Source organism: Leifsonia xyli subsp. cynodontis (assembly GCF_050632205.1).
Taxonomy (GTDB): domain Bacteria; phylum Actinomycetota; class Actinomycetes; order Actinomycetales; family Microbacteriaceae; genus Leifsonia; species Leifsonia xyli_D.
Map to the genome: position 1 here is coordinate 3,541,973 of NZ_CP192578.1, position 26,420 is coordinate 3,568,392.

Annotated in this window: 27 protein-coding genes; 11 read left to right on the top strand and 16 right to left on the bottom strand. The window is 65.4% G+C overall.

Annotated elements, in window-relative coordinates; translation table 11 throughout:
* Positions 1-313: 313 nt before the first annotated feature.
* The 7 genes from ACQ86M_RS17855 to ACQ86M_RS17885 all read right to left on the bottom strand — a co-directional run bounded on the left by ACQ86M_RS17855 (position 314) and on the right by ACQ86M_RS17885 (position 7,462).
* Positions 314-3,085, bottom strand: a complete 2,772-nt coding sequence (locus ACQ86M_RS17855; protein WP_431246404.1) for an AAA family ATPase — start codon at positions 3,083-3,085, stop codon at positions 314-316.
* 266 nt (positions 3,086-3,351) lie between these two features.
* Entirely contained in the window at positions 3,352-4,215 is an 864-nt protein-coding gene (locus tag ACQ86M_RS17860) for an ArdC-like ssDNA-binding domain-containing protein (RefSeq protein ID WP_431246405.1), read from the bottom strand.
* Between the two features lie 296 nt (positions 4,216-4,511).
* Positions 4,512-4,871, bottom strand: coding sequence for a WD40/YVTN/BNR-like repeat-containing protein (locus ACQ86M_RS17865; protein WP_431246406.1), 360 nt, complete (start codon positions 4,869-4,871; stop codon positions 4,512-4,514).
* Entirely contained in the window at positions 4,819-5,391 is a 573-nt protein-coding gene (locus ACQ86M_RS17870) for a hypothetical protein (RefSeq protein WP_431246407.1), read from the bottom strand. The genes ACQ86M_RS17865 and ACQ86M_RS17870 overlap by 53 nt, the downstream gene beginning before the upstream one ends.
* A complete protein-coding gene (locus ACQ86M_RS17875; protein ID WP_431246408.1) occupies positions 5,388-6,125 on the bottom strand; it encodes a M23 family metallopeptidase in 738 nt (245 codons plus the stop codon). Before ACQ86M_RS17875 ends, ACQ86M_RS17870 begins: the two co-directional genes overlap by 4 nt.
* Positions 6,126-6,283: 158 nt before the next feature.
* Complete coding sequence (locus ACQ86M_RS17880; protein ID WP_431246409.1) at positions 6,284-6,871, bottom strand: DUF305 domain-containing protein; 588 nt, start codon at positions 6,869-6,871, stop codon at positions 6,284-6,286.
* A 90-nt stretch (positions 6,872-6,961) separates the two neighbouring features.
* Positions 6,962-7,462, bottom strand: coding sequence for a DUF6153 family protein (locus ACQ86M_RS17885; protein ID WP_431246410.1), 501 nt, complete (start codon positions 7,460-7,462; stop codon positions 6,962-6,964).
* A gap of 173 nt (positions 7,463-7,635) precedes the next feature.
* Between ACQ86M_RS17885 and ACQ86M_RS17890 the strand changes: the two genes are divergently transcribed.
* Positions 7,636-7,884, top strand: a complete 249-nt coding sequence (locus ACQ86M_RS17890) for an SHOCT domain-containing protein (protein ID WP_431246411.1) — start codon at positions 7,636-7,638, stop codon at positions 7,882-7,884.
* 16 nt (positions 7,885-7,900) lie between these two features.
* Here the strand turns inward: ACQ86M_RS17890 and ACQ86M_RS17895 are convergent, their stop codons facing one another.
* The 5 genes from ACQ86M_RS17895 to ACQ86M_RS17915 are packed head-to-tail and all read right to left on the bottom strand — an operon-like array spanning position 7,901 to position 13,362.
* Positions 7,901-8,218, bottom strand: coding sequence for a metal-sensitive transcriptional regulator (locus ACQ86M_RS17895; protein ID WP_431246412.1), 318 nt, complete (start codon positions 8,216-8,218; stop codon positions 7,901-7,903).
* An 18-nt stretch (positions 8,219-8,236) separates the two neighbouring features.
* Positions 8,237-10,477: a heavy metal translocating P-type ATPase gene (locus ACQ86M_RS17900; protein WP_431246413.1), complete on the bottom strand. Its 2,241-nt coding sequence runs from the start codon at positions 10,475-10,477 to the stop codon at positions 8,237-8,239.
* Between the two features lie 58 nt (positions 10,478-10,535).
* A complete protein-coding gene (locus tag ACQ86M_RS17905) occupies positions 10,536-10,796 on the bottom strand; it encodes a YHS domain-containing protein (protein ID WP_431246414.1) in 261 nt (86 codons plus the stop codon).
* 24 nt (positions 10,797-10,820) lie between these two features.
* Positions 10,821-13,118, bottom strand: a complete 2,298-nt coding sequence (locus ACQ86M_RS17910; protein ID WP_431246415.1) for a heavy metal translocating P-type ATPase — start codon at positions 13,116-13,118, stop codon at positions 10,821-10,823.
* 34 nt (positions 13,119-13,152) lie between these two features.
* The gene (locus ACQ86M_RS17915; RefSeq protein ID WP_121259381.1) at positions 13,153-13,362 is read right to left on the bottom strand and encodes a heavy-metal-associated domain-containing protein; all 210 of its coding nucleotides are present in this window, start codon (positions 13,360-13,362) and stop codon (positions 13,153-13,155) included.
* A gap of 164 nt (positions 13,363-13,526) precedes the next feature.
* On the opposite strand from ACQ86M_RS17915, the gene ACQ86M_RS17920 reads away from it, so the two are divergent.
* The 4 genes from ACQ86M_RS17920 (at position 13,527) to ACQ86M_RS17935 (ending at position 16,990) form a co-directional block, all read left to right on the top strand.
* Positions 13,527-13,934: a four-helix bundle copper-binding protein gene (locus ACQ86M_RS17920; protein WP_431246416.1), complete on the top strand. Its 408-nt coding sequence runs from the start codon at positions 13,527-13,529 to the stop codon at positions 13,932-13,934.
* Between the two features lie 140 nt (positions 13,935-14,074).
* Positions 14,075-15,502: an MFS transporter gene (locus ACQ86M_RS17925; protein WP_431246417.1), complete on the top strand. Its 1,428-nt coding sequence runs from the start codon at positions 14,075-14,077 to the stop codon at positions 15,500-15,502.
* A 201-nt stretch (positions 15,503-15,703) separates the two neighbouring features.
* The gene (locus ACQ86M_RS17930) at positions 15,704-16,381 is read left to right on the top strand and encodes a hypothetical protein (protein ID WP_431246418.1); all 678 of its coding nucleotides are present in this window, start codon (positions 15,704-15,706) and stop codon (positions 16,379-16,381) included.
* A gap of 306 nt (positions 16,382-16,687) precedes the next feature.
* Positions 16,688-16,990, top strand: coding sequence for a hypothetical protein (locus tag ACQ86M_RS17935; RefSeq protein ID WP_431246419.1), 303 nt, complete (start codon positions 16,688-16,690; stop codon positions 16,988-16,990).
* Between the two features lie 55 nt (positions 16,991-17,045).
* Here ACQ86M_RS17935 and ACQ86M_RS17940 read toward each other — a convergent pair whose 3' ends face one another.
* Positions 17,046-18,440, bottom strand: a complete 1,395-nt coding sequence (locus tag ACQ86M_RS17940) for a ParB/RepB/Spo0J family partition protein (protein WP_431246420.1) — start codon at positions 18,438-18,440, stop codon at positions 17,046-17,048.
* A gap of 299 nt (positions 18,441-18,739) precedes the next feature.
* On the opposite strand from ACQ86M_RS17940, the gene ACQ86M_RS17945 reads away from it, so the two are divergent.
* Complete coding sequence (locus tag ACQ86M_RS17945; protein WP_431246421.1) at positions 18,740-19,183, top strand: hypothetical protein; 444 nt, start codon at positions 18,740-18,742, stop codon at positions 19,181-19,183.
* A gap of 15 nt (positions 19,184-19,198) precedes the next feature.
* Here ACQ86M_RS17945 and ACQ86M_RS17950 read toward each other — a convergent pair whose 3' ends face one another.
* Both ACQ86M_RS17950 and ACQ86M_RS17955 read right to left on the bottom strand, forming a co-directional pair.
* The gene (locus tag ACQ86M_RS17950) at positions 19,199-19,441 is read right to left on the bottom strand and encodes a hypothetical protein (protein WP_431246422.1); all 243 of its coding nucleotides are present in this window, start codon (positions 19,439-19,441) and stop codon (positions 19,199-19,201) included.
* 77 nt (positions 19,442-19,518) lie between these two features.
* A complete protein-coding gene (locus ACQ86M_RS17955) occupies positions 19,519-19,788 on the bottom strand; it encodes a hypothetical protein (protein ID WP_431246423.1) in 270 nt (89 codons plus the stop codon).
* Between the two features lie 86 nt (positions 19,789-19,874).
* Between ACQ86M_RS17955 and ACQ86M_RS17960 the strand changes: the two genes are divergently transcribed.
* From ACQ86M_RS17960 to ACQ86M_RS17980, 5 genes are all read left to right on the top strand, one after another.
* Positions 19,875-20,213: a hypothetical protein gene (locus tag ACQ86M_RS17960; protein ID WP_431246424.1), complete on the top strand. Its 339-nt coding sequence runs from the start codon at positions 19,875-19,877 to the stop codon at positions 20,211-20,213.
* Positions 20,214-20,270: 57 nt separating this feature from the next.
* Positions 20,271-20,579 carry a hypothetical protein gene (locus ACQ86M_RS17965; RefSeq protein ID WP_431246425.1) on the top strand — a complete coding sequence of 103 codons (309 nt, stop codon included), beginning with the start codon at positions 20,271-20,273 and terminating at the stop codon, positions 20,577-20,579.
* Positions 20,580-20,666: 87 nt separating this feature from the next.
* Positions 20,667-20,921, top strand: a complete 255-nt coding sequence (locus ACQ86M_RS17970; protein ID WP_431246426.1) for a DUF2188 domain-containing protein — start codon at positions 20,667-20,669, stop codon at positions 20,919-20,921.
* 399 nt (positions 20,922-21,320) lie between these two features.
* The gene (locus ACQ86M_RS17975) at positions 21,321-22,460 is read left to right on the top strand and encodes a hypothetical protein (RefSeq protein ID WP_431246427.1); all 1,140 of its coding nucleotides are present in this window, start codon (positions 21,321-21,323) and stop codon (positions 22,458-22,460) included.
* 100 nt (positions 22,461-22,560) lie between these two features.
* Positions 22,561-22,893, top strand: a complete 333-nt coding sequence (locus ACQ86M_RS17980; RefSeq protein ID WP_431246428.1) for a hypothetical protein — start codon at positions 22,561-22,563, stop codon at positions 22,891-22,893.
* Positions 22,894-23,345: 452 nt separating this feature from the next.
* Here ACQ86M_RS17980 and ACQ86M_RS17985 read toward each other — a convergent pair whose 3' ends face one another.
* Positions 23,346-26,171: an FAD-binding and (Fe-S)-binding domain-containing protein gene (locus tag ACQ86M_RS17985; protein WP_431246429.1), complete on the bottom strand. Its 2,826-nt coding sequence runs from the start codon at positions 26,169-26,171 to the stop codon at positions 23,346-23,348.
* Between the last annotated feature and the right edge of the window lie 249 nt (positions 26,172-26,420).

Genomic DNA, 26,420 nt, shown 5'->3' on the forward strand with positions numbered 1-26,420 from the left:
ACACTGTTCTTTCGTCTGCTGCGGTTCGCCGGACGTGCGATCTCTTCAGCAGTAAGTTTCTGGCTTGGGTCGCCAACCAACGCGGGAATCTCGGACTCGAACCTGTCGAGAAGGCCGCCACGATAGCTGCCGTTGATGGCCGGGACGCCTTAATCTTTCTGTCCGGCGGTGTTCTCCCAGAGGCTCAAGACCGCGCAGACGCGCTCGGTGTTGCGCTCCTGCGATTCGACGCGCAAGGAGGCAATCTCGACGGAGCCAACCGCGTCGGCCGGCGACTGCGAGAGAGTGGTCTAGCCACAGCTTGACTACGGGTCTAGTTCAACGATGGACGGGTCGTCCGCTGGTGCGCGCCCACTTGTGTGCGATCGATTTGCGCTCGAGCTGCGCGACTAAACTCTGTCCGTGCCGCGGCTCGCGACATTTCCAGGGTTTCCTCAATAGGCTGTCGCTGCATCGCCTTAGCAAGCTCCGCAATAGCTGACTCCTTGCCTGCGGCGACGACGACAACGCTATTGCTTTGCCTGCCGCGCGTTAGGCCGACGTAAAGTCCGGAGGCATCAACACCGGGACCCACAAAGGATAGATCGGTAGTCTCCCCCTGGACGCCGTAGACAGTCGTCGCATACGCCAAGTGGAGGTGCGAGTTGGCGTATGCGCGAGTGATCCATCGCAAATCGCCGGAGTCCCTTTCCGAAGCGAGCATGACGTGATCGGCTGTGACACTCTTGACCACCCAATTCTCGCGATTCTGGACGTCGGCCGCACTGTCGTTTCGCCGCGTCTGCACTACATCTCCGACGAATATTGATTGCCCACCTTGTCCGGAGGCTTCGTGATTCGGGTCGACCGATCCCTCCGCGATTCGCCTGGACTGTATCTCCTCGCTGACCGCTTGAGCCTCTGCGTGCGTCGCTGTGACCAGCGCGATCGTCCGGTGTGTTCGGGCTGCATCGAACCAGGCGCTGACCATTGCGCTTTGCGCTGCGACGTCGCTGTCAGCGAGCAGAACGTGGCCCGTTCGCACAAGCTCGCCCGCGACTTCTACCGCCTCGCGACTTTCCGGGTTGCGGAGCCTCAGGCTTAGCTGGGCCCAGGCGGGATCTTCGAAGCGATGGATGGTGTCGAGCTCAATCTGGCGAGTTGCGCGACGCCAGAAAAGAGCCATCGCGCCCGAGTGGCCGACTGGAAGGGCTTGATGCTGGTCCCCAACGAAAGCCACACCTGCGCCCGTTCGGTCGACGACGTCCAGAAGGGCATTGGCAGCCTCTAAGTCAAGCATGCCAGCTTCGTCGACGACGATTCGGTCGCCGACGCGGATGAGAGTCCGCGGTCCCAAGTACTGATGCCCGGTTGTCGGATCTGTCTGACCGATTCGTAAGCGCGACCACTCGGTCGCGCCAGCTTGGTTGCTGCGCCACCGCCAGCCGTAGTCGTGCAGGAGCTGATGGAGCGACGAGGAAGCGCTCTCGGCTTCTCGTCCGGCGACCGCGGACGCCTTCTTTGTTGGAGCAACGATGATCATGTTGCGACCGTGACGACGAAGGGCAGCTCCGGCCACCTTGAGCATCGTTGTCTTGCCACTGCCAGCGGCTCCAGAGACCGCGACGACCCGGTCCGTCCCCGAAATCGACGAGGCACCGCTTGCCTGTCCCTGATCGAGAGTGCGCTCTGGTTCGACCGCTTCGGCGACTAGGGCAATCTCAGCAACTGGAACTGCATCGCCAGGTGCAGCAAGCGACTCAACTCTCTGAGCGATGCCGGCCTTGAGGGTCGCAGTCGATATCGCCATACGCCGCTTGATGTGCCCAGGAATGTGCGGGTCGGACAAGAGGGTCACGGTGTGGGTACGGATTGCGGCAGAACACACTTCGTTGGCTACCTGAGCAAGTTGGGTCCAATCGGCAACGACCCCGGATACCGAGATTGCTCGGATTGCTCCCGCTCGGACGTCCATATCGCTGAAACGACCACCCGTCCGAGTCGCTCTAGCATCCGCATCGACGATCGCCTTCGCAGCAAGCAACTCAAGGTCGAGGTCGTGCAAGCTCACCGATGGCGCATTGACCGCAGTCCGCTTTCGAGCCAGATCTGGATCGGCATGCAAAAGCTCGGTCCTCATGACCGACTCCCAATCTCCTTTGGTCGACTCTTGCGGCTTATTAGGTCGACTCGCCGCCCACGCCCACTGATCGATTTGAGCCAGAACTGTTGCGGAAGGCTCCTCGCCCGGGTGCTGTTGCCTCCAAGTGCGGACGTGAGCGGCTTTGTTGGCTTCGATCTGTGTCGAGCGCTTTGACAGGGGCCGCACAAGATGCTGAAGCTGCGCGATCTCGCCGTCGGCGTTCAGCGTGAGGCCCTTGGTGGCCAGCGCGGTGATCCAGGCTGGGTCGGTCCGAGAGGCCAGATCGCCTTCGGCGTTCACGACGTTCTGGAACCGCAGCGCGACCCGTGTGTCCACGTTCGACCACTTCCCATCGAGCCCTTGCACTTTGACGTTCAGCCAGAGATGGCGGTGCTTATGCGGATCCAACGAGCGCGACCGCTCATGCTTGAGCTCAACGACCTCGATCCGCGAAAGGTCCTCCCGGATTAAGCCCTGCTTCCCGCGCCGGGCGTTGAGCTCGGTCTGCCACAGCTTGATGACCCGGTCCCGCAACCGGTCCTGAAGATCCTCGTATGCCGCCGCTAGCTCCGGGTCCAGCATCGCTGCGATCGAGAACGACTTCGGTGCGTTGATCGTCGCATCCAAGATGAGATCTGCGACCGGCGAGTCCAGATCCCGGCCCCGCCGCTCACCAGTGAGCGGGTCCACACCGCCGACCCAATCCTTAATCTGTGAGCGGGTGAGCAGGTCATCTCGGATAGCACCGTTCTCGACGATGTAGCGGGTCATCACCGCGTCCGCGTAGCCGGCCGCGGCCAGCGCGCCGTCGGCGGTCTTGGCGGTGAGGGTGGCGTCGCAGACGCCGCCGAAGGCGTAGCGGATGGCCTGCTTGACCCCTTGGGCTGCCTGGCCGCGCTTCCAGCGCGCCACTCCACCTCTCACACCTAGAACTTCCGATTGCGCGCTCACTTCTGCGCGCATTTGGCGCGCACATCTCAAAGAGTGCCTACGTGCATTCGCTCTTTCCTCTTGCTCTTGTTCCTTGGCTCCGCCTCGCTTCTTTCGGCGTTGTCCTCCATCGTTGGTTCTTTGCTCTCGTCTCTGTCGCTTCGATCTCTGCTTCCGCTTGGTCCTTCCTGGTTCCTGTGGCGCGTATCCGTCGTTGTGTCTCGACGCGCTCGCATCCCGAGCCCACGTGTTCGGCATGAGAAACCCCGGCCCATTCGGACCGGGGTTCCTGGTTGCACTTATGCCTGGTGCTCGATGGCTTCAGCGATGGTGTGGGCCGTTCTTAGCACGTGTACTGCAGTCTCGCGGATCATGTTGATGTCTTCATCCGCCCAGCCGGTGATGTATCCGATGCTGTACGCGCTGGTGTCAAACCCGTTCAAGCCAGCGACTATGTAGGCGACGGATTCGGCTTCGACCTCCATCTGTCCGCGGTGCGTGCGGTAGTCGTCGATGTCGTCGATGTGGCGCAGCTCGATGTGCGCGGTCTCGTGAATGAGAGTCTTTGCCGACTGCTCGGGCGCAAGGTCTTCGGCGAGGATGACGCGGCGAGACGCAGGGTCGGTGTACCCACTCGCGCTGGAGAGCGCCGCGCGGTGGACGCTCCATCCGTGGCCCGTTAGGTAGGCGGTGAGGGGAGCGATGAGGCCGTGGTCGTCGTCCCCAATCAGCCGTCGGGTTGGGTCCGAAGCGAGCGGCGCGGCTCCCTCGATCGGGTCGGTCTGTGTGATGTCGAAAACCGACAGTGTGGGGAAGTACCGGACGAGGCGTTCGTCGTCCTCGGTCGCCTTCTTCTGGTCATGCCTTGCGGCTCTCTTCTCCCGGTATCCGAAGATTTTGATCGACTTCTCGCCCTTGCGAACTTGCCGTCCCTTGGCCTGCCACTGACGAAATCCAGCAACCATGGTCGCCTGCGGGTTCTGCGACATGATCAGCAGGACGTTGTTGAGGCTGTAGGTGTGGAAGGAGCGGGCGAACTCTAGGAATGCCCGCCACTGGCCGCTGTCGCTGAGTTGCTGGACTTGCTTCACGATCGACGCCTGCAGTGCCTCCGCCTCGGTCCGTCGATCTTCTGCGCTCCTTGTGGTGCTCTTGCCGCCCATGACCCCGACCTCCCTGATCGCTCTTCTTGCCGTTCCGGCACAGGGATCAAGGGCGAGCGGAGGCGGCGCAGTGCCCTGAGGGAGCGGTTGCTAAGCGCAGGGAGTGAAGCGAGCGGAGTCTGCAAATAGCGAGCGGAGGGAACGGAGCCGTCGGAGGTCGCTATGATCGGCTGCCGGATCGGAAAGAAGCCAAAGGGGGCAGCACGCCGAGGGCGTCCCGCCCAGGCCGCTTGTCCTCGTGATGGCCGTTCTCCAGTTGCGTATGCGCCAGGAGTGAGTGCGGTGTACTCGCGGTGTCAGGGCGTCCAGAGTGGCGTCCACTGCACTCCCATGTCCGCGGTCGCAAAAATCCCGCGGTCTGTGGCGAGAATGACGCGGTCGTCGGTTGCGGTGAGCGCTTGGGCTGTCCCGGGCAGGACCTCGCCGCGGGTCCACGAGGCCCCGGCGTGCTTCCAGAGGTATCCGTCTGGCCCGATGCCGTAGACGGTGCCTTTGCCGGCAATGGCGAGCTGGTTGAGGATGGGTGCGTTGGTGTCCGTTTTGAATGTGCGGCCGCCGTCGGTGCTGATGGCGACTCCGGCTCGGGTGGCGGCGTAGATGGTGTCAGCCTTCCCGGGGGTAGGCGGCGAGGTCGGTTGCTTCCAGAGTTGCGCCAACGGACCAGGTTTCGCCGCTGTCCTGGCTGTGCAGGAGCGCACCGGAGGCTGCGTCGATGCCGTAGAGCTGAACCGTCGTATCGACCCGGGCGGAGGTGAGCGCGTGGAAGTCGGTACGTCCGCCGAGTGATGTGTTGGTCCACTCATTGGCGTCGCCGGAGACGCGCATCAGTCCAACATTGGGCGCTTGGAAAGCTGCCGGGGAATCACTGCCGGGGTGCCCTGAGGCGAACGTGGTGTCGCCGACGGTGGTGAATGACATGGCATCGAAGCGTGCTCCGCCGAGCGGCCCAGTCAGCTCGGTGCCGCCGGCGATCTCGGGGAGGTGGTAGATGCCGTCGTGTGTTGCGACAAGAACGCGTTGCTTGTCGTCGATGGCGAGGTCGTGGACATGGGCGAGCGCGGCGACTGGATCGACGGTCCGCTGGGATGGTTCGCCGGTCGGGAGAGTGCACCCGGTGAGCAGCAGCCCGGTAACGACTAGACCTGCAGTCAGGGCAAAGCGGGTGGGGGCGCTCACGAGCCAACCTTCTCTTTCATGTAGGGGTACGGGTCGATGAAGGCGCCATCGCGCATGATTCCGAAATGGAGGTGGGCGCCGGTGCTCATGCCGGTGCTGCCAACCTGTCCGACGATGTCGGTGACTCGGACTTGGTCTCCGACATTCACGCGAAGGGAACCGGCGAGCATGTGAGCGTAGAGGCTGCTGATCCTTTCCCCGTCGATGACATGGTCGATGATCGCGTAGACGCCGAGTTCGCCGCTGGGGTTGCCGATTTCTGAGACCACACCGTCCGCGATGATTTGGATGGGGGTGCCGCAGCCCGGGTTCATGTCGATCCCCTGGTGCTTGGAGGAGCAGCCGGCGCAGGGTGCGCTGCGGTATCCGAACCCGTCGCTGATGGGCACGCCCTGAGTGAAGGGCCACTGGACCGGGGAGGCCGGGTTGTTGGTGAACGTATCGGCCGTGGAAGCGTAGCCGCCGGTCAGCGCTTGAGGGGCGGGCGCGGGTGGTGGGGGTGGTGGTGGCGTGGTGACTGTGTAGCCCTCGCGCGTGATCGCCACGCCGGTCGCGTCCGCGTTGATGCTGACGGTCTGGGCTTGCTCGAGCACGCGGATCACGTCGATAGCGTCCGGTTCGGCAGAGTCGGCGAAGGCGGGGAGGGCAAAGGGTGCGGCGAGCAGAGTGGCAGCCGCGGTGGCGATGATGGTCTGCCAGGGTCGGTTCTTCCGGCGCGCGGATTTCGGCGCCACGTTGCGGCGCTGCGATCGAAGATCGCGTCTGCGTGAGTACGAAGGGGTTGGGGAGGTCATGGCTCTTCCGACGGGAGGCGAGGGCAGGAAAAGGACGGGTGCCGCCGCTGCAGGGGGGACGGGGGGATGCGGCGACACCCGCCCGTCGGTGGGACGGACTACAGGCTGCTGAGCAGGTCCTTCATCGTGGCGATCTCGGCGGTCTGATCGGTGACAATCTTCTTCGCCAGGGCCACGGCATCCGTGTTCTTCCCCGTCTTGACTTCCTCGTTCGCCATCTCGATGGCGCCCTGGTGATGCTGAATCATCTGAGTGAGGAACAACTTGCTTGCGTCCGCACCGGAGGCGTCCTTGAGGTCGCTCATGTCGGATTCGGACATCATGCCGCCCATGTCGTGGGACATGCCCATGGACACGTTCCAGCTGTTCAGCCAGCCGTTCATCGTGTCGATCTCCGGCTGCTGCGCGGCCTTGATCTTCTGCGCCAGCTCGGTGACCTTTGCGTCGACGCCGGTCTTGGCAAGGACCATGTCGGACATTTCGATGGCCTGCTGGTGGTGCATGACCATGTTCTGGGTGAACGATACGTCGGCGTCGTTGTGCTCGCTCGTGGCGGTGCTGGTGGCGGAGGATCCGCCCATGTCCATTCCGGAGTGACCGCCGGTGGTGGGGCTGGAGCAGCCAGCCAGGATGAGGGCGGTGGCCAGGGCGGCGCTGGAGGCGAGCGCCATCGTCTTGATCTTCATGTGCGTACTTCTCTCTTGCTCGAAAACTGATTCGTCAGACCGGCCGGTGGGCAGGCCTCGGTGCCCGGAGCAGGGCCGGGGACGGTCGAATCAGGTTCGGCTGATGGAGAGAACGTGAAGAGAGGGTGGCGAGGGAGGCGCCAGTACGGCGGGGAGGGCGGCGGTCAGCGCGGCGACGAGCCGGTGCAGGTCGTTGCCCCATCGGGTAAAGATCACCCGCAACGTGACGATCAGCGTCAGTACGAGCAGCGCGAGCAGGCAGACCAGGTTGGCCATGTTGTGGCCGGACTCGCAGGTGCCGTTGCAATCGCTCGTCCCGCCGGATACTCCATTCATGCCCGCGTCGGTCATTGCCGCGGGATGTACCGCCGCCATGGCGGTGGAGGCCAAGTCGGCGTGGTCGTGCGTCGCAGCGTCGGCGTGGTCGTGCGTTGCGTCGGCGGCAGCGTGGTGGGTGGTGTGGTCGCCGGTGACCGTGGTGAGCGTGTGCATGGCGAGGAGACCGACGACGATGCCGGTCACGCCGAGCAGCAGAACGACGATGCGCTGCATCCCGCTGAGCCGCGGCAAGCGGATGCTGTTGCTGACCACGACACCTCCTACGACGTTTCGACCGGATTCAGGGTTCAGGGTACAGGCTCAAGGGCGATGATCTTCTGGGAGTTCGAGGACGCACTAGGCGGCCTCGATGACGGGACCTAATGCCCTCAGGTCCCACTTTCTGTGAGCCATGCTGGGGGAGGAGAGGGAGAGAGGAGGCGGCCGTGTATGGGTGGATGATGGGCGGTGCCGGCGCGTGGTGGGTCCTCTGGCTGGTCGTGCCGTTGCTGATCATCGCCGTTGTCGTCGTGCTGGTCGTCACTCTGACCCCGCGCGGTCCGTCCGGCGGAGGGAACCCGGTTCCGCAGCGACCGTCTGCCCGGGCGATCCTTGATGAACGGTACGCCCGGGGCGAGATCGATCACGAGGAATACGTCCGTCGACGCGACGAGTTGGGACGTTCAGGCAGCTGAGCGACCGCTGGCGCTCCTAGGAGCGAACGAGCCGGGCGATGGCGTCGCTGGCTTCGTTGATTTTCGCCTGTCCTTCCTCGCCGCCCAGTAGGACGGCGTCGGCGACGCAGTGCTTGAGGTGGTCGTCGACCAGGCCGACGGCGACGCTCTTGAGGGCGGAGGTCAGAGCCGAGATCTGGGTGAGGATGTCGATGCAGTACTGCTCTTCGTCGACCATTCGTGCGATTCCGCGGGCTTGCCCCTCGATGCGGCTGAGGCGGCGCATGTAGCTGGCCTTGTCGGTGATGTAGCCGTGTTCGTGTTCGTGTTGTGTGGCGGTCGCGGTGTCGTTCATGGAGGGCTCCAAGGGTGGTCAGGTGCGGGAGGCGGGTTGCTTGGTCTCGGGCATCGTACGGGATCGGTCGAGGGCGGCTCGGGCGCTGGTCTCGGGTCGCAGGTCGAGGCGGCGCAGCAGTTGGGCGTTGAGCGCGACGACGATGGTGGACAGGGACATCAGGATGGCGCCGACGGACATCGGGAGGACGAAGCCGATGGGTGCGAGGACGCCGGCGGCGAGTGGGACGGAGATCAGGTTGTAGCCGGCCGCCCACCACAGGTTTTGCTTCATCTTGCGGTAGCTGGCCCGGGAGAGTTCGATGACCGACAGCACGGAGCGGGGGTCGTCGCTGGCGAGGATGACCCCGGCGGAGGCGATGGCGACATCCGTGCCGGCGCCGATGGCGATGCCGACGTCGGCTTGGGCGAGGGCGGGGGCGTCGTTCACGCCGTCGCCGACCATGGCCACCTTGCGGCCTTCGGTCTGGAGTTCTTTGACCTTGGCGGACTTGTCCTCGGGTCGGACTCCTGCGAAGTACCGGTCGATGCCGAGGTCGGTCGCGACTGACTTGGCGACAGCGTCGGCGTCGCCGGTGATCATCACGACCTGCACGTGCTGCGCGTGCAGCGCGTCGACGGCCTGCCGGGATTCCTCACGGATCTCGTCGGCGAGCTTCAGCGCGCCGGCCACCCGCCCGTCGACGAGGACGTGCAGGATGATCGCGCCATCCTCCCGCCAGGCGTCGGCGACGCGGAGCTCGTCGACACCAGCCTCGTGCAGCAGGTTGGGGCCACCGACCTGGACGCGATGACCGTCGACCGTCGCCGACACCCCGACGGCTGGCGACGACTCGAAACCGGTCGCCGCACTCACCGGCAGGTTGCGTGCCGTGGCGGCGTTGACGATCGCCCGCGCGAGGGGGTGCTCGGAGTCCGCTTCGGCCGCCGCAGCCAGGGCCAGCAGCTGATCAGAGGTGGTGCCGTCGGTGGTCTCGATGGCGGTGACGGTGGGTTCGCCCTTGGTCAGGGTGCCGGTTTTGTCGAACAGGACCGTGTCGACGGTGCGCATGCTCTCCAGGGCGAGACGGTCCTTCACCAGGACACCACCGCGGGCGGCGCGTTCGGTTGCGATCGAGATCACCAGCGGGATAGCCAGCCCGAGTGCGTGCGGGCAAGCGATCACTAGAACGGTGATGGTCCGTACGACCGCCTCGTCCGGAAGCCCGATCATCGTCCACACCAGCGCGGTGATGACGGCGGCGCCGAGGGCGAACCAGAACAGCCAGGCGGCTGCGGTGTCAGCGATCCGCTGGGCCCGGGACGAGGAGTTCTGCGCATCGCTGACGAGGCGCTGGATGCCGGCGAGGGCGGTGTCGTCGCCGACGGCGGTGATCTGCACTCGCAGGCCGGAGTCGGTGGCGACGGTGCCGGCGACGACGGCATCGCCGACGTCGCGGCGGACGGTGCGGGACTCGCCGGTGATCATCGACTCGTCCATGCTCGCCGAGCCGGAGACGATGCGCCCGTCCGCGGGGATGCGGCCGCCGGGGCGGACGATGACGACGTCGCCGACCTGAAGGTCGGCGGGGGCCACCTGCACGGTGCTGTCGCCCTCCACACGCTCCGCCTCATCGGGCAGCAGGGCGGCGAGGGAGTCGAGCGCAGAGGTGGTCTGCGCCAGGGATCGCATCTCGATCCAGTGCCCGAGCAGCATGATCACGATCAGGAGCGCGAGCTCCCACCAGAAGTCGAGTTCGTGATCCAGGATGCCGAGGCTGGCGCCCCAGGAGGCGAGGAAGGCGACCGTGATCGCTAGCGCGATCAGCAACATCATCCCGGGCTTGAGCGCTCGTAGCTCGCTGACAGCGCCGGTGAGGAAGGGTCGGCCGCCCCACACGTACATGACCGTGCCCAGGATCGGTGAGATCCACGCGACCCAGGCTGCGTCGGGCAGCGGGTATCCCAGGATCATGGCGAACATCGACGAGAACCCGACGACGGGGATGGCGATGATCAGCATGATCCAGAACAGCCGCCGGAACTGACCGACGTGGTCGCCATGGCCCGCGTGGCCGCCCATTCCACCGTGGGCGGCCATCTGGTGTCCGGCGTGCCCGGCCATCTCGTGTCCGGTGTGCCCGTCCATGTCGTGTCCGGTGTGCGGGCTTGCGTCGTGTCCGTGGCCACTCACGTGGGGTGTGTGCTGCAGCTGAACGGATTCGGTGTGGGTGGGGGTGGAGTGCCCGGCGTGGTGGTCGTGCCCGTTGTGATCGGTCATGGTGTTAGCCCTTCACCTGGGTGATGTGCTGGAGTCCGCCTGTACCGGGCGGTGGCGGTTATGCGGCGACGTAGGCCGCGGGGTCGGCGTCGAAGCGGGGTGCGCAGCCGGCGCAGCAGAACCAGTACCGCTCACCGTTGTAGTCGCGGTAGAGGCCGGCTGCTTCCGCTTTCGCCTTGCTGACGGCGCTGCCTTTCATCACGACGCACTCGGTGAGGTCGTCTGCGCCGGCTCCGCCGAGGAGGTTGGTACTTCCGGCCGGCATGGCGGCGTCGTTGTCGTGCTGGTTGCTGGTGGTGCTGCAGCAGCTGTCGCTCATGGTGGTGTTCCTTTTCGTGGGTGGTCAGGCGGTCTCAAGCACCCGGGCGGGTGCGTTGGTGGGTGGTGTGGCGGCGCTGCCGCAGGGGCGGAATCCGCGAAGCCGGAGGCTGTTGCTGACAACGAAGACGCTGGAGAATGCCATCGCGGCCCCGGCGATCATCGGGTTGAGCAGGCCCAGGGCGGCCAGCGGGATCGCGGCGACGTTGTAGGCGAACGCCCAGAACAGGTTGGTCTTGATCGTGCCGAGGGTGCGGCGGGCCAGACGAACCGCATCGGCCGCGGCGCGAAGGTCGCCGCGGACGAGGGTGATGTCGGCGGCTTCGATGGCGACGTCGGTGCCCGTCCCCATCGCGAGCCCCAGGTCCGCCGTCGCCAGCGCGGCAGCGTCGTTCACGCCGTCACCGACCATCGCCACGGTCCTGCCCTCGGCCTGGAGCCGGCGGATGGTCTCGGCCTTGTCTTGGGGGAGCACTTCGGCGATCACCGTCTCGATGCCGACAGCGTCGGCGACCTCTCGCGCGACCGTCGCGTTGTCGCCCGTGAGCAGGATCGGGGTGAGCCCGATCTGCGTGAAGGCGGCCACCGCCTCCCGGCTGGTCGGCTTGATGGCATCAGCGACGACGAGCAGACCGCGGGCCCTGCCGTCCCAGGCGACACTGACGACCGTCCGGCCGGCCGCTTCCGCAGCGTTCTTCGCGGCGGTGAGGGCGTGGTCGAGGGTGATGGACCAGTCCTCGAGGAGCGTGGTGCGGCCGACGAGTGTGAGGTGTCCGTCGACGACGCCCTGCACGCCGCGGCCCGCGATGTTCGCGAAGTCCTCAGGGGTAACGAGCGGCCCGGTCCTCTCGGTCGCCGCGGCGGCGATGGCGCGGGCGATGGGGTGCTCGGAGGCGGCCTCGACGGCCCCGGCGACCCGCAGGAGCTCGGTCGCGTCGACCCCGGGCACTGTCACGATCTCGATCAGTGTCATCTTTCCGGTGGTGACGGTGCCGGTCTTGTCCAGGACGACGGTGTCGATGGTCCGGGTGGACTCCAGTACTTCCGGTCCCTTGATCAGGATGCCGAGCTGCGCACCGCGACCAGTCCCGACCAGCAACGCGGTCGGGGTGGCGAGGCCCAGCGCGCACGGGCAGGCGATGATCAACACCGCGACCGCCGCAGTGAACGCTGCCGCGGCCGGGTGGCCGGTGACCAGCCAGGCGGCCAGAGTGACCGCGGCGATGCCGAGCACGATCGGCACGAAGATGCCGGAGATCCGGTCGGCGAGGCGCTGCACCTCGGCCTTCCCGGACTGGGCGTCCTCGACCAGCTTGGCCATCTGGGCCAGCTGAGTGTCGCTGCCGACCCGGGTGGCCCGCACGAGGAGACGGCCGCCGGCGTTGACGGTGGCGCCAGCCACCGCATCCCCGACGGTGACCTCGACCGGGACGGACTCGCCGGTCAGCAGAGACATGTCGATGGCGCTGGCACCGTCGACGACGACACCGTCGGTCGCGATCTTCTCGCCGGGCCGGATGACGAATTCGTCGCCGACCTGCAGCAGGTCGATCGGGATCCGGGTCTCCTGCCCGTCCCGCAGGACTGCCACGTCCTTGGCGCCCAACTCCAGCAGCGCTCGTAACGCGGCGCCGGCCTGCCGCTTCGATCGCTTCTCGAAGTAGCGGCCCGCCAGGACGAACGTTGTCACCCCGGAAGCGACCTCGAGGTAGATGTTCCCGGCGCCGTCCGACGCTGCCACGGTGAAGCTGAACCCGTGCGTCATGCCTGGCATCCCGGCCGTGCCGAAGAACAGTGCATACAGCGACCAGGCGAACGCGGACAGGGTTCCGATCGACACCAGTGTGTCCATGGTCGCCGCCCCGTGGCGCGCGTTGATGAAGGCGGCCTTGTGGAACGGCCACGCCCCCCACACGACGACCGGTGCCGCCAGCGTGAGCGAGAGCCACTGCCAGTAAGTGAACTGCAGGGCCGGGATCATGGCCAGCGCGATGACCGGCACCGACAGGGCCACCGAACCGATCAGGCGGTTGCGCAGTCCGGTCAGCTCCGGGTCGCTTTCCTTCTCCGTTGCGGCCGGCTCGACGGCGGGCAGAGCCGCGGTGTAGCCGGTCTTCTCGACCTCTTCGATGACCGCCGCGACATCCATCCCGGCCGGGATCGAGACCCGTGCTTTCTCGGTGGCGTAATTCACGGTCGCCGTGACACCATCGAGCCGGTTCAGCTTCTTCTCGATCCGCATGGCGCACGACGCACAGGTCATCCCGCCGACCTCGAGTTCGAGGGTCGATCCGCCGGCGGCGGGAATGGGAGATGCTGACACGTCGGGCTCCTCGCGGTGGTGGGAAGGGTTCGGGTTACTTGCGGACGGCGGCGTAGCCGGCCTCGTCGACCGCGGCGAGTACCGCGGCATCGTCCACTCCGGTACCGGTGGTGACATGCAGGACGCCGTCGCTTGCGGACACGTTCACGCTGTCGACGCCGGCCACCTGTCCAACCTCGGTGGAAACTGCACGCTCGCAGTGCTCGCAGGTCATTCCGGTCACCTGGTAGTCGATTGTCTCCATCGTTCCTCCATCACGTCGCGGATACCCACCGAGGGTATCGCTGTCCATGAACAGGATACCCCTAGACGGTATTCCTGCAACCTCCGATAACGGATGCCAAACCCTGATCCGGCGCGTACCGTCGCATCCGCAGGAGGGATCAACGAAGAGGAAGGGCAGTCATCATGTCGACCGCAACGCGAATGCTCGAGACCTATCCGGCGGATCTCGGAGGCGTAGACCGCGACAAACTCGGCGCCTGTATCGAGGCATGCATCGAATGCGCCCAGACATGCACGGCCTGCGCAGACGCATGCCTCAGCGAGGAGATGGTCGCCGAGCTCATCAAGTGCATCCGGACGGATCTCGACTGCGCCGACATCTGCGGCTCGACCGGCAATGTCCTGTCGCGGCACACGGGCTATGACGCCAACGTCACCCGCGCCGCGCTCGAATCGTGCCGCACCGTTTGCGGAGCCTGCGCCGACGAATGCGAGAAGCACGCCGACATGCACGAACACTGCCGGATCTGCGCCGAGGTATGCCGGCGCTGCGAACACGCATGCGCCGAGTTGCTTGACGCTATGGGATAGCTCGCTGGCGGAGGGGCCGTCACCCGGGGGCGCTGGTAGGTCGCCCCGGGCGGATCGGCTGTTGCTTGACATGGGATACCCCCCACCGGTATAGCTAGTACCCCCACCGGGTATACCGGATCATCAAGCGAAGGAATCCCATGTCTTCTGTCTCGCCAGGCCTCCACCCGAGGCGGTGGCTCGGCCTCATACTCATTGCCGCAGCACAGTTCGTCGTCATCATGGACACCTCGATCATCGGTGTCGCGCTACCAGACCTTCAGCGCGAGCTCGGCTTCTCGCCGGAGTCGCTGTCCTGGGTGTTCAACGCCTATGTGATCGCCTTCGGCGGTCTTCTCCTGCTCGGAGGCCGGTTGGCGGATCTGCTCGGCGCCCGAAAGGTGTTCGTCACCGGCTGGCTGATCCTGATTGCAGGCTCCGTCATGGCCGGAGCCGCCGGGAACGCGGGAGTGGAGGTGGCTGGCCGTGCAGCCCAAGGCGCAGGTGCAGCATTGATTGCACCGGCGGCTCTGACGCTCCTGATGATGCTCTTCGGCGGCACGGCCGACCTTCCCAAGGCCTTCGCCGTGTATGGGGCGGCGGCACCGATCGGCGGCACCGCAGGTGTCTTCCTTGGGGGCGTCCTCACCGAATACGCCAGCTGGCCGTGGGTGTTCTACATCACCGTTCCGATCGCCGCGCTCGTCCTCGCCTTCACCGCCATCTCCCTCCCTCGAACCGAGCGCCGCGCCGGCGGGGCGATCGATGTTGCCGGAGCCATCACCGTTACCGGTGGATTGGCTGCCGTGGTTTACGCCGTCGTTCGGGCACCGGAGATCGGATGGTTCGCCGCCCCGACCCTGCTGCTTCTGGGCGCGGGAGCCGTGTTGCTGGCCATGTTCTTCCTGATCCAGGCCCGCTCTCGTCACCCGCTGCTAAACCTGCGTATTTTGCGGGCCCCGCAGCTGGGCGCAGCCAACGCAGCCCAGCTGCTGCTCGGTGCCGCCTGGGTCTCGATGTGGTTCTTCCTGAACCTCTACCTGCAGCAGGTTCTCGGTGCAGGGGCATTCGCTGCCGGCGCAGCCCTGCTGCCGATGACCGGTCTCATCGTGCTCGGCATGATCGTGCTCGCGCCCCGCCTTCAGGCGCGTTTCGGAGCGAAGCCGATGATCACAGCCGGGCTGCTGCTCCTCGGAGTGGGGCTCGGATGGCTCGCCTTCGCCCGCCCGGATGGCACCTACACCGTGGACGTCCTTCCGGCCTCTCTGGTCGCTGCTCTTGGCATGGCGCTGGCTTTCGTTCCTTCACTGGGATCAGCCATCGCCGCAGCTCCGCCCACCGAAACGGGAGTGGCCTCCGGCCTGGTGAGCACCAGTTACCAGGTCGGCTCCGCTCTCGGCCTCGCCATCCTCACCGCGATTGCCGCTGGCATCACCCGCGGAGATGCAACCCCGGCCGCGCTGACGAGCGGGTACTCGGCCGCCTTCCTCGGCGCAGCGATCATCGCGGTTATCGGGGCCGCCGTGGTGCTGCTGACAATGCGGACATCCAACCGACCTGTCACGTCGTCCGAGGCCAGCGCCGCCTGAGGAGTTCCGCGGCAAGCATCACTGCGTGGCCACGATGGGCCGGGCCTGGACGGGTCCGGCCCCTCAGCGCGCACCCTCCGTCAGAAGCTGAAGCGCCCCCTGGCGGACGCTCCGGCACGTGCATCCACAGCCTGAGGACTCTAAGACCTTTCGCATTACACGCAGGGAAGGCGTTCGGCCTCGCCTTGCTTGAATGTAAGCGTGAACGAGACCACTAAGCGTGAGCGAAGGCTCGCGGCCCAGAAGCACGCTGCAGAGCTTCGGCTTCGGGAGCAGCGGCGGGCGCGACGGCGGCGGTGGATCGTCGGCGGTTCGGCGGCCGTCGCTGTACTGGTTGTTGGGGGGATCGTGACAACCGTGATCGTGGGCGGCCGCTCACTGGGGTCGGCTACGAACGCAGACGGCACGCAGTGGGCTGCGCCCGCGAACGTGGAATCGGGCGTGCACGCCGCAGACCTGCAGATGCTTTCCGCGGAAGGCAGCGCCCTGCACATCCATCAACATCTGACCATCACGGTGGACGGGGCGGCGGTGTCGATTCCGGCTGACCTCGGGATCGACGCAGCGAAGCAGCAAATCTCACCCATTCACACGCACGATGCGTCCGGCATCATCCACGTCGAATCCCCCACCGTCACCTCGTTCACCCTCGGCCAGGTGTTCGACGAATGGCAGCAGAAGCTCGGAACGGGCCAGGTCGGTGCGTACCGCGACGGGAAAGACGGGCAGACGATCACTGTCTACGTCAACCGCAAACCCTTCAGCGGCGACCCCCGCTCCATCCCACTGGCCGACCACGAGGACATCGACATCGTCGTGGCGAAGAAGGGGACACCGGTCGCGGCACCATCGGCTTTCAGTTGGCCGGCGGGCTACTAGCCCCAGCCGATCTCACACGAAATAAGCGGGTCTGGGGCGTCGGAGATCGACTGCCACCCGCAGCGTGCGCCCCGGCGCTGTTGGCGTTGAGCCGCCTCCGGCGGCGCCGTTCTTGCCGTTTTGTTTGTCTTTCCGGCTGCCGATCGTAGCTCGTTCCCGGTTCTCCGTGCCGGGCTTTCGCGGCATATCCTCACTCGCTTCGCTCCCTCCGGTATTCCACGGTCCCGGCACTGCGCCCCTCCCACTCGCTCTCGATCTCTCCGCCGGAAGGCAAACAAGAACGATCGACACAGGGGAGTGATTGTGATGCGGGTATTCGTCATCGACACGAGGAACATGGGTCCGGAACTGCAGGGCGGACTGATCGGGGTGGTCGGGTCCGCTCAGCCGGACGCGGCGGAGAAGGAGGAGTGCGTAGACACGGTGAGCCGATACGCGATGGACGGGTGGGCGATCGCTGCCGATCCCCACACCTCCATCGGGCGGCTCGCCGCGCTCACCGCCGAGACGGCGTGTGCCCCGTTCCTGGCGTTTAACCGGATCCCGCAGCGGGGCGGTCCGGTCGTGGGACCTCTGACGCGCGGCCTGGCCGTGCGGGCGCTGTCCTGATATCAGCGCACGGCAGTCGGCCCCGTCATCCATGGCGGGGCCGACTGCGGTGACGTTAGTCGGCGTCGCGGCCGCTGCTGTCCGCGTCTTCTGCGTCCGTCGTCTTCTCCTCGCCGATGACGATCTGCTCGACGTCGCTGAGCGTGTACCCCCAGGCGGCGAGTTGGGTGAAGTAGTCGGCGTCGGTGGGAGAGGGTGCACGCCAGGTCTGCTTGCTGGTGACGGACTCGCAGGCTCCGAACACGATGGCCAGGGCGACGTGCTGTGCCTTGGCCGGGGACTGGTCGAGGAGGGTGCTGAGCCTGTCGGTCTCGAAGTACCCGGACCGTTGGATGCCGAGGAGTTCGTGTGCAAGCTCGTTGCCCGCCTGGGTGGCGGCGCTGATCGCGTGTCGGTGGACGGTCAGTCCGCGGGCGATCACCACAGCGGCGTCCTTGGGCAGCGTCTTGCGGGAGAGAAAGGTGGTGAGCCATTCGCGTCGGACGACTTCAGCTGAGACCCACGCCTTGTTGTTGGCGATCAGGGTGCGGCGTTCCGACTTCTGCTCTTCCGTCATCGGTCCGCTCTTCGTCTGGTTGCCACCGTAGGTGTGGAACCCGGCCGCCTTCGCATCCTTGACGAAGTAGGCGATGTTGGCGTCGCCGTCGGCGTAGACGCGCACATACGCGGCGCGACCTTCCACCGTTTCGATGTGTTCGACGGTGACACGCTGGTCGTCGGTGGTGAGCAGCTCACCGATGCGCGTGTACTCGGTGCCGTAGTACCCGGGATCGTTCTCGAGAATCGTGTACCCGCGGCTGGCAAGCGCGGCTTCCGCGTCGCCTTTCACCTTGGTGCGGGCTTTGTCGTCGCGTGCGCGCTGGGCCGCGTGCCCGAACTGGGCCGGGTCCGTGGTTGCCACCTGGATCAGGCCGGCGCGGATGTCCTCGTCATCGGCGAACTCGATCATCACCGCCGCCTGGTCCAGCGTGAGCTGGTGCTCCTGGATCGCGGACGCCGCGACCGGGTTCTCGGTCACGGCGAGAGCCGTCTTGACCTCCCTCCGCTTGGTTCCCGTCCGGCGGGCGATCGCGGTGACGCTGAGTCCTTCGAACGCGAGCTGCTGGAACGCGGCGGCACGGTCGCCGTCGGTGAGGGGTTCGCGCTGGTCGTTCTCGACCATCTGCTGCACGATCCGCTCGGTCGTGACATCATCCGCCGGTACCAAGTAGACGGGGATGGTGGTCAGTCCTGCTTCGCGGGCGGCGAAGACCCGACGTTGCCCGGCCCGGACAGTCACGGTTCCGTCGTCTGCGCGGTGGCCGAGCACGGGGGTGAGGACTCCGTTCTCTTTGATGGATTGGATGAAGGCGGGGGTGATGGGTGCGCTGGGTCGCACGTTGGTTTCGATGGTGAGGGTGTGCGGGTCGAGGTGTTCGATGCTGCCCGCAACCGTGGTGGTGTCGCTCATGGTCCTGTTCTCCTTCAACTGTTCTTGTTCGCCTGTCTGGCAAGGGGATCGAGGGTGAGCGGGAGCGGTGCGTAGTGCCGGGTCCGTGGAATACCGGAGGGAGCGTGAGCGAGTGAGGATATGCCGCGAAAGCCCGGCACGCAGTCCCGCGGGAGCGAACTACGATCAACGGCCAGGCAGACGGACAACCCCAGCAGACAGGGTGCCGCTCGCGGCACCACATACGTTCTTCGCTTTACATGAATTGAGCCCACGCCATCACGGCGTGGGCTCGTAGTCGATTCCTGGCAGGTGTCGCATTGGAGGTCGTCCATCGGGTCGATCGGAACCAGGTATTCCAGGGTCTCGCCTTGGTAGTGGGCGTCGCCGATTTCGTCGTCGGTGGCGTGTTCTTGGATCCAGGTGTCGGCGGTGGCGGGTTCTCCGAGGGCTCGGAGAAGGCCTGCGAGGGCTTCGACTTCGGTGCAGCTGAGCCGTGGTGCGATATCGGGGCGAGATCCCTAGTGCTGAAGACGGCGGTGAAGCGGGTGAGATCGTCGCTGTTGGTGATGAGGGTGCTCATGATCGGTTCCTCCTACTGGTTGGTGTGCCGTGAAGGCACGCGGTGCCGATCAGGGAGTCCCGCCCGGAGCGCCACCCGGCAGGGCGACTCAGTCGGCCCGGAGGGGCTTGCGCGCACGGCGGGCGACCGCATAATCGCCGCAGGATTCACGGCACACCAATCAGTCGAGGCAGCCGCTTGAGTGCTGATGCTCGGGTCAGCGACGTGGCGGGATGCTGCGCCGTGGTCGGGTGCGGACGGCGTCTTTCCACACCCACCCTTCGTGGGTTTGCCCGTCACGGGAGGTGAACCGGATCCGCACCGCATGCTCGTTCCACGCGATCACCTCGACATCGGGTTGCACGACCGCCTCATGGAAGCGGACGAACGCGGTTGCCGGCGCCGGCGTCTCCGGCACTACCGCCGGATCGTGCTCGAGGTCAACTTCCTTCTCGGTCAACCACACCGGGCAGGGCGATCTGTTCGATGACCCGGTCCATTCCCGCCCCGGGGTAGCGGCGGTTCTGTCCCACCGGTTCAGGCGGGGTCGATCCGGACCAGCACCCACCCAGCACCGGCGCAGCGCACCTGAATCACCCGCACGTCCGCCGGATCCAGGTCGGACGCGACGACCAGTGACCAACCGACGAGTCGCTCGGCGGGGTGCGTCAGGGCGTCGTGGGCGACGGTCGTGCTGATTGGGTCGGCGGCGACCACGCGGTAGCGGCGCTGGCGCCAGACCAGGCGGGTGGGTGTTCCGGAGTCGGTCCAGAGGTGGACGATCTCGGTAGTGGGAGCGATGCTCAAGACCGTTCCTCCGATCGGGTTGCTTTGTGGGTCCTGCAGCCCACAATAGAACATATGTTCGAATGTCGGGGACCGGATCGGTGAGAGTGCTGCAGGCGGGGGAGCGGGTCTGGCTGGTGCTGGACGAACGCCCGCTGCGGATCCGTTTCGTGATCGAGTACGGTCCCGCCGTGAATCAGCGCACCCACGAGACGCTGATGATGTACCGAGTCGACCACTTCACTATCAGGCGGTCGGACCGCTGGCCGCTGGGCTTCTACGACGAGTTGCGCCAGGCGACCGACGCCTGTGCGACGGCACTCGGCATGCCGTCGTTCTTGACTCCGGAGCGTGCGCCGGACGGGACGGTGGTGACACCAGCGGAGCAACGGCAGCGGTGGCAGGCGGGACTTGATCCGCGCACCGGGCTTCCGCGAAGCGGGTAGCCGCTCGGACGGCACAGCTGTCTTTCGCGGGAGCTGCTCGAGTGCGATCGTGACTGCATGTCTCGCATTCCCGAGACCGGCCGGCTGGCCGGCCACACCCTCATCGACGCCCTCAGCGCCAGGGACGAGACCGCCAGTCTGGCGGAGCGGGAAGCAGCAACAGAATTGGCGCTAGAGCGACTTCGAGACATCGACGCGATCACCGTCCGCCTCGATGAAGTCACCGGCCGCGTCGATATCGACGTCTCCGCTGTTATCTCCCCGGCGTTAATGGCAATCACCTGGCTCGCGTCCCGCCTGTCGGAGGCGACCGGGGACAGTCCTGTGGAGATTTGGACTCAACTACGAGAGCACTTCGACCAGTAGTGAGCTGCTCAGGCCGAGCGGCTGATAGCACCCGGGTTCAGGATGCGGATGTGCGGGCGTACCGTTCTCGCCGGAAAGGAGCGCACCATGGCAAAGAACGATGAGGACCGTTACGTCGTCCAGAACGAAGAGCGCGGCGGCTGGGACGTCGTGAAAGAGAACCACAAGCGCGCCTCCGCGCACACCGACACCCAGGCCGAGGCGATCCATCGCGCCAAGGAAATCGTGAACAACTCAGGCGAGGGCAAGGGCGAGGTCCGCGTCCAAGGGCGCGACGGCCAGTTCCGAGACGGTATCTCCGGCCACCACAACGAATCGCCGGCGCCCGATAAGCGCCACTGACTAGAGACGGATATCGCTCGTTCTGGGGACTTCGCTGAGCGTGAGGGGTCTCATACGCTCGACGCATGAGCAAACGACGGGCGGCGACGGGGGTCGATCTGGTCAAGCTCTGGCTAGCCGCACTCGTTGTTATCGGCGCATCCATCTGGGTACTTTCACAATCGACGGTCGACTGCCCCACGTCAGCCATGGACAACGCCGGCGTGGGTCGGTGCATTGGAACGTCCTTCGCTCATGCGTTCGCTCCAGCCGCTCCATGGGCAATCGCGTTCGCCGCAGCCTTGGCTGCGATAGCCACATTGATCTTCGCGCTTCGTCGACGGTGAACATGGTCAGTAGACGGCGCCGAGTGGTCCGCGGATACAAATGACTATCGATGTTCTTCTCGAAGGTCGGTGCGTGCCCATCGACCACAAGGTATTCGTCACGCTGCTCGGCAACTCCGTCGTCAATTCACACGCGCCGTACCGCGATGCCCTTTCGTCCGGGTCCCTCAAGCTCGCCGTGCTCATCGAGCTGGCTCGCAAGGCCGAGGTGCCGTGGTCGCTGTTCTTCGCGCCCATGGAACTCGTGCGTGCGCAGCAGCGGGCCAAGACCGCACGACTTCTACAGGGAGTCTCATCTGAGACTTTCACCGTCAATTCCCGAACAGTCGTTCAGTTACGCGACATCGAACTGATAGTCAAGGACCTGCTCAACAAGCAAGCGCTGCTCCGCAAGCACGATGACACGCTCGTCAGGAATCCACTCATCGGCCTACTGCGGAAGTCGAGAGGTTCGCTCGCCCGCGACGCGGAAGCGCTACTGGAAGTCCTTGAGCTTGACCGCCAAGAGATCTGGTCACTGTCGAAGCACCAGGCGGCGCTTGAACTCGTCATCGCCAAGCTGGAAGCCAAACAAGTTCTCGTCTCGCGCAGCGTCCGGGGCTACATGCCGCAGCTCATAAAGGTGCACTTCAGCGGGATGACGGTCCGAGACTCCAAGGTTCCGTATATCTTCCTGGCCGGCGGGGATCACGAGGACTATCAGGAACCTGTTGGTCGTCAGATTTTTACTCTCATGCTGATGGCGGTCCTCATCGGTCGCGGTATCTTCGCTCCCGTCACATACGACGCTCAAAGCACGGCTCCCGAGCCAGGACTCGAATATGACCTGGTGGGTGAGATTCTCATGCCTGCGATCGAAATCAACAAGCTCGATCTGGGATCGATGGAGGCGCTCGAGGTCGCCGCGCGTAGATTCAAAGTCACACCAAGCGCCATGACGGTTCGCGCCATGCGACTCGGAGTAATGCATGCAGAGGTCGGCCTCAAGTACCTGGCAGAGCTGGAAGAAGCATTCCGCAATCGTGGAAAGCAACGGTTTGGGGCGCCGAATCGCTTCAATGCGGTACGGAAGTACGGTAGTCGTGAGCTTTCCATTCGACTGCTAGGTGCCGTCGACCGCGGGACCCTTCCGGCCCGCGAGTTCTGTCGTGTTGTGAGTCTGAATCGCCTGAGGCCATCGCAACTGGTGGAGTTTAGGCAGGCGCTCGGATGAGCGACGACCACTTTTTCTGGACAACAATGTCGTCTCTCATCTGAGTGCGCAGCACCTGGGTTCCCGCTTCTTTCGCGAGCATTGCCACATTCCGACCGAGGTGCTCTACGAGGCAGGCAACAGAGCGGCGCTGAAGACCGCGGAGTATAAGACCTCCCCCTCGGTGCTCGAAGCACTGCGCGAAGTTATGTCGAAGGTGGACCACACTGACCTGACGTTGGTCAACCTCTATGCCAACAAGGGCAACGGGGACCCGCTGATCGTTGCCTGTGGGCTCGTCGAGACGCGCCAAGCTGAACTGCTTCTAGTGCCGCCAACCTGGCAAGTCGTATCGGAGGACAAGGCTGTACGGCGAATAGCCGAAGAGGTCGGGGTTGTGGCGGTCAGCAGAGACGAATTTGTTCAAGCGACGACTGGATTATGGGAAGACTAGCGTGGCGGCAACAGAGCGCGTCGGGCATGAGGAGCCCCCACAAAAACCCCACAACCACAGTCACTCCGCGCTGAGTCATGTCAGCAGAAAGCGCGGATTTCTGCGGTTTCAGGGGTGCCCCGAGTCCGGTTATGGCCAGGCGTCAGGGTTCAAATCGCTCCGTCTCCGCAATAAAAATGCTGGTCAGGCCGGATTTTCTCTGACCACGATTGCCAGCCCCCACATTAGCCCAACATCGCGGCGTCATTGAGGCATGCTGAAATGGCGTCCATGCCGTCGTCGATAAGATCGGCGTAGATCGAGCATTTTCGGCGGCGTGGGGGACTAACGTTTGCAAGAACTGCATCACGCACCCGAGCACCCGCGAAGAAGTCGACAGAAGTCGTAGTGGGGCGCCCCAGCAGGCGTTTCAAGGCAGCGCGCGCTGGCGAATCTTCCGGGCGCGGGATTGTCTAGAGTGCCCGAGTCGCCTGTTCGAGAAGCTCGAGAATGTGAACGTAGGGGCGTCCCGTAGCTCGAGACATGCCTAGCTCGCACGTTCTGTTCGCCGAAGCATAGGCCTCGAAATGCCTGGAGTTGATTTCCGACGCCTCGAGTTCTGTCGCGGATGCCGTCAACTCGGGGTGGAGCATGCCACGATCTCCGGCGAAGGCGCAGCATCCCCAGTCGATAGGTTCGTACACGTCCTCGCTGATAGCCCGTGCGATGCCGGTCAGGTGGTCGTTCACGTTGAGTGTCGTGGTCGAACAGGTGCGGTGGAGGGCGACGGAGGCCAGCGGGGCGTTCACCGCGAGTTTGTCGAGGAGATGTGTGTTCGTGAACTCGACGGAATCGATGAATCGCAGTGAGGCATATCGCGGGCCTGCGGTGCTCGCTCGCTCCGCCATCGTCTCGAGGCCCTCGGTGCAGGAGGCGGCGTCGCATACGATCGGCAGCCTTCCGCCGTCGCTCGCTGCCAGGAGCGACGGGAGAACGCGCGCGGACATCATGGCGTATCCGCCCGTGTGGCCCTTCGACTTCCACGGCGTCCCGCAGCACATGTCGGCTAGGTCTTCGGGCTCGACTATCGGGACGCCGGCCCGCCCGGCGAGCAGACGGAACGCCTCGCTGCTACCGACACCATTGCCTCCAGGGCCGAACATCGTGCCGATGCACGCGGCGAAGAAGACCGCCTGAGCGGCGGGCGCCTCGCGGTCCGATGGGCGGCGTTTGCGGCCGCCGCGGGGGAGGTCGCCCGAGTAGCGAGGGACCTCGTCGGTGCCCAGCAGGGCGCGGCCGACATCGGTGGCGGTCGTGATGAGCGGCGCCGGGAGGGCGCCGGCGAGGGTGAGCGCGGCTCCGCCGGCGCGCGTGACGGTACCCCAGTGCTTCGCGGCGAGGTTCCAGCCGGCGCCGGTGAACCGGTGTGCGGTCTCTTCGCGCAGCCGGCGGACGAGGTCGCCGGTGTTGATGTCCACCGGGCACGCGACCGAGCACATCCCGTCGACGGCGCATGTCTGCACACCGTCGTAGTCATAGTCGGCAACCAACTCGGCGAGCAACTCGGCATCGCCGCGGTCTTCGGCCGCACGCATCTCGCGTCGCAGGACGATGCGCTGGCGCGGGGTTAGCGTGAGGTTCTTGCTCGGGCACGTCGGCTCGCAGTATCCGCACTCGACGCAGCGGTCGACCTCCGGCTCGATCGTTCCGCTCGACTTGAGGTTCTGGAGGTAGGAGGCAGGGTCGTCGGACAGCAGGACACCGGGATTGAGGATTGCCTGCGGATCGAACAGGTTCTTGATTCGACGCATGACCTCGTAGAGCTCGTCGCCGAACTGCCGGCGGACGAACGGCGCCATAATGCGACCCGTCCCGTGCTCGGCTTTGAGCGTCCCACGCTGCTCGAGGATGAGGTCGACCAAGTCGGCCGTGAACCGCTCGTAGCGTGCGACGCAGTCTGGGTCGTCGAAGCGTTCACCGATCATGAAGTGGATGTTGCCGTCCTTGGCGTGCCCGAAGATCACGGTGTCCGAGTACCCGTGCGCCGCGAAGAGCACGTTCAGCCGGTCGCACGTTTCCAGCAGCCGTTCGACCGGCACGGCCACGTCCTCGAGCAGGGCGGTCGTTCCGGACGGTCGCGCTCCGGCGACCGCCGTGTACAGTCCCTTCCTGACGTGCCAGAGCGATGCCCTCGCGGCCGCGTCGGTGACGAACTCGAACGGTGACGCGAGCTCGATGCTCCCGAGGAGTTCCTCGAACGCGGCTGTCTTGCGAGCCAGGCTGTTTTCGTCCGCCGCGTGATGCTCGATGAGGAGAGCGGCCTGGTCGACGATCCGGATGGTCGAGATCTCGGCCGGCACATCGCTAAGCGATTGCGCCACCCGCAGGGAGGTGGCATCCATCAGCTCGATCGTCGCGAGGCCTGCCGCGACGAGGTGCGGGAGCGCCGCAGTGGCCGACCGCAGATCGGGGAAGACGAGGAGGCCGGTGGCGATCGATGGTGAGATCGGGACGGTCTCGAAGGTGGCCTCGGAGACGAACCCGAGCGTTCCTTCGCTGCCGATGAGCAGGTGCGTCAGAATGTCGATCGGCCGGTCGAAGTCCAGGAGCGAGTTGAGTCCGTAGCCCATGGTGTTCTTCATGGAGTACTGGTGTCTGATCTCCGCCACCAGGTCGGGCCGGCGCAGGACGGAATCCCGCAGTTCACGGAGCCCGGCGTGCAGCTCAGGCTCGCGCTCACGGAGCGTGTCGTCGGCATCCGGGCCGCCCGTGTCGATCGTGGTCCCGCTGGCCAGCGTGACGACTAGCGATCGCAGGGTCCGATAGGTGTTCTGCTCGATGCCGCACGCCATACCGCTGGAGTTGTTCGCGATCACGCCGCCGACCGTGCAGGCGATCTCGCTGGCGGGGTCGGGGCCGAGACGTCGACGGAACCGTGCCAGCCGAGCATTCACCTGGCGGATCGTCAGGCCGGGTTCGATGGTCACTGACGTTCCGTCGGCCGACACGCACATCCTCCGGAACCCCTGGCGGGTGTCGAGGAGCACGGAGTCGCTCACGGCCTGTCCGCTCAGGCTGGTGCCGCCCGAGCGGAGCGTGATCGGAATCCGCTGTGCGGAGCACGCGCGGAACACCTTGCTTACCTCTTCGACCGACGCCGGCTGAACGACGGCAGAGGGCACGAGGAGGTAGTGCGACGCGTCGTGGGCCCGGGCGAAGCGGTCGATCGAGCGGTCCAGAACGGAGATGCCCGCCGGCAGAGCCGCTTCGGCGAGGACTGAGGCGATACGGGAGGGCATGCTGCCACCTGTTCCTGGGTCGGGACCCACTGAGACAACGTTGTTTGAATTAGCGTTTCCTACTGTTGCATAAATGCCTACGAATCCCAAGGTGTGGTCGACACTCGACACTTGTGCGAGTAGACAACGTTGTTTTAGCCTGTTGCGGAAGCCGGACGTACGGCCTTGACGATCGATGAGGATGGTTACGATGGTGCGACCTACGCGGGCCGATGCAGCACGGCGCCCGATCCGGGCAGGGCTGGCGGG

Coding starts and splice junctions, on each gene's coding strand:
- ACQ86M_RS17855 (WP_431246404.1), bottom strand. CDS start 3,085: ATGCGCGCAGAAGTGAGCGCGCAATCGGAAGTTCTAGGTGTGAGAGGT.
- ACQ86M_RS17925 (WP_431246417.1), top strand. CDS start 14,075: ATGTCTTCTGTCTCGCCAGGCCTCCACCCGAGGCGGTGGCTCGGCCTC.
- ACQ86M_RS17935 (WP_431246419.1), top strand. CDS start 16,688: ATGCGGGTATTCGTCATCGACACGAGGAACATGGGTCCGGAACTGCAG.
- ACQ86M_RS17970 (WP_431246426.1), top strand. CDS start 20,667: ATGGCAAAGAACGATGAGGACCGTTACGTCGTCCAGAACGAAGAGCGC.
- ACQ86M_RS17860 (WP_431246405.1), bottom strand. CDS start 4,215: ATGGGCGGCAAGAGCACCACAAGGAGCGCAGAAGATCGACGGACCGAG.
- ACQ86M_RS17920 (WP_431246416.1), top strand. CDS start 13,527: ATGTCGACCGCAACGCGAATGCTCGAGACCTATCCGGCGGATCTCGGA.
- ACQ86M_RS17880 (WP_431246409.1), bottom strand. CDS start 6,871: ATGAAGATCAAGACGATGGCGCTCGCCTCCAGCGCCGCCCTGGCCACC.
- ACQ86M_RS17985 (WP_431246429.1), bottom strand. CDS start 26,171: ATGCCCTCCCGTATCGCCTCAGTCCTCGCCGAAGCGGCTCTGCCGGCG.
- ACQ86M_RS17915 (WP_121259381.1), bottom strand. CDS start 13,362: ATGGAGACAATCGACTACCAGGTGACCGGAATGACCTGCGAGCACTGC.
- ACQ86M_RS17895 (WP_431246412.1), bottom strand. CDS start 8,218: ATGAACGACACCGCGACCGCCACACAACACGAACACGAACACGGCTAC.
- ACQ86M_RS17965 (WP_431246425.1), top strand. CDS start 20,271: ATGTCTCGCATTCCCGAGACCGGCCGGCTGGCCGGCCACACCCTCATC.
- ACQ86M_RS17905 (WP_431246414.1), bottom strand. CDS start 10,796: ATGAGCGACAGCTGCTGCAGCACCACCAGCAACCAGCACGACAACGAC.
- ACQ86M_RS17940 (WP_431246420.1), bottom strand. CDS start 18,440: ATGAGCGACACCACCACGGTTGCGGGCAGCATCGAACACCTCGACCCG.
- ACQ86M_RS17900 (WP_431246413.1), bottom strand. CDS start 10,477: ATGACCGATCACAACGGGCACGACCACCACGCCGGGCACTCCACCCCC.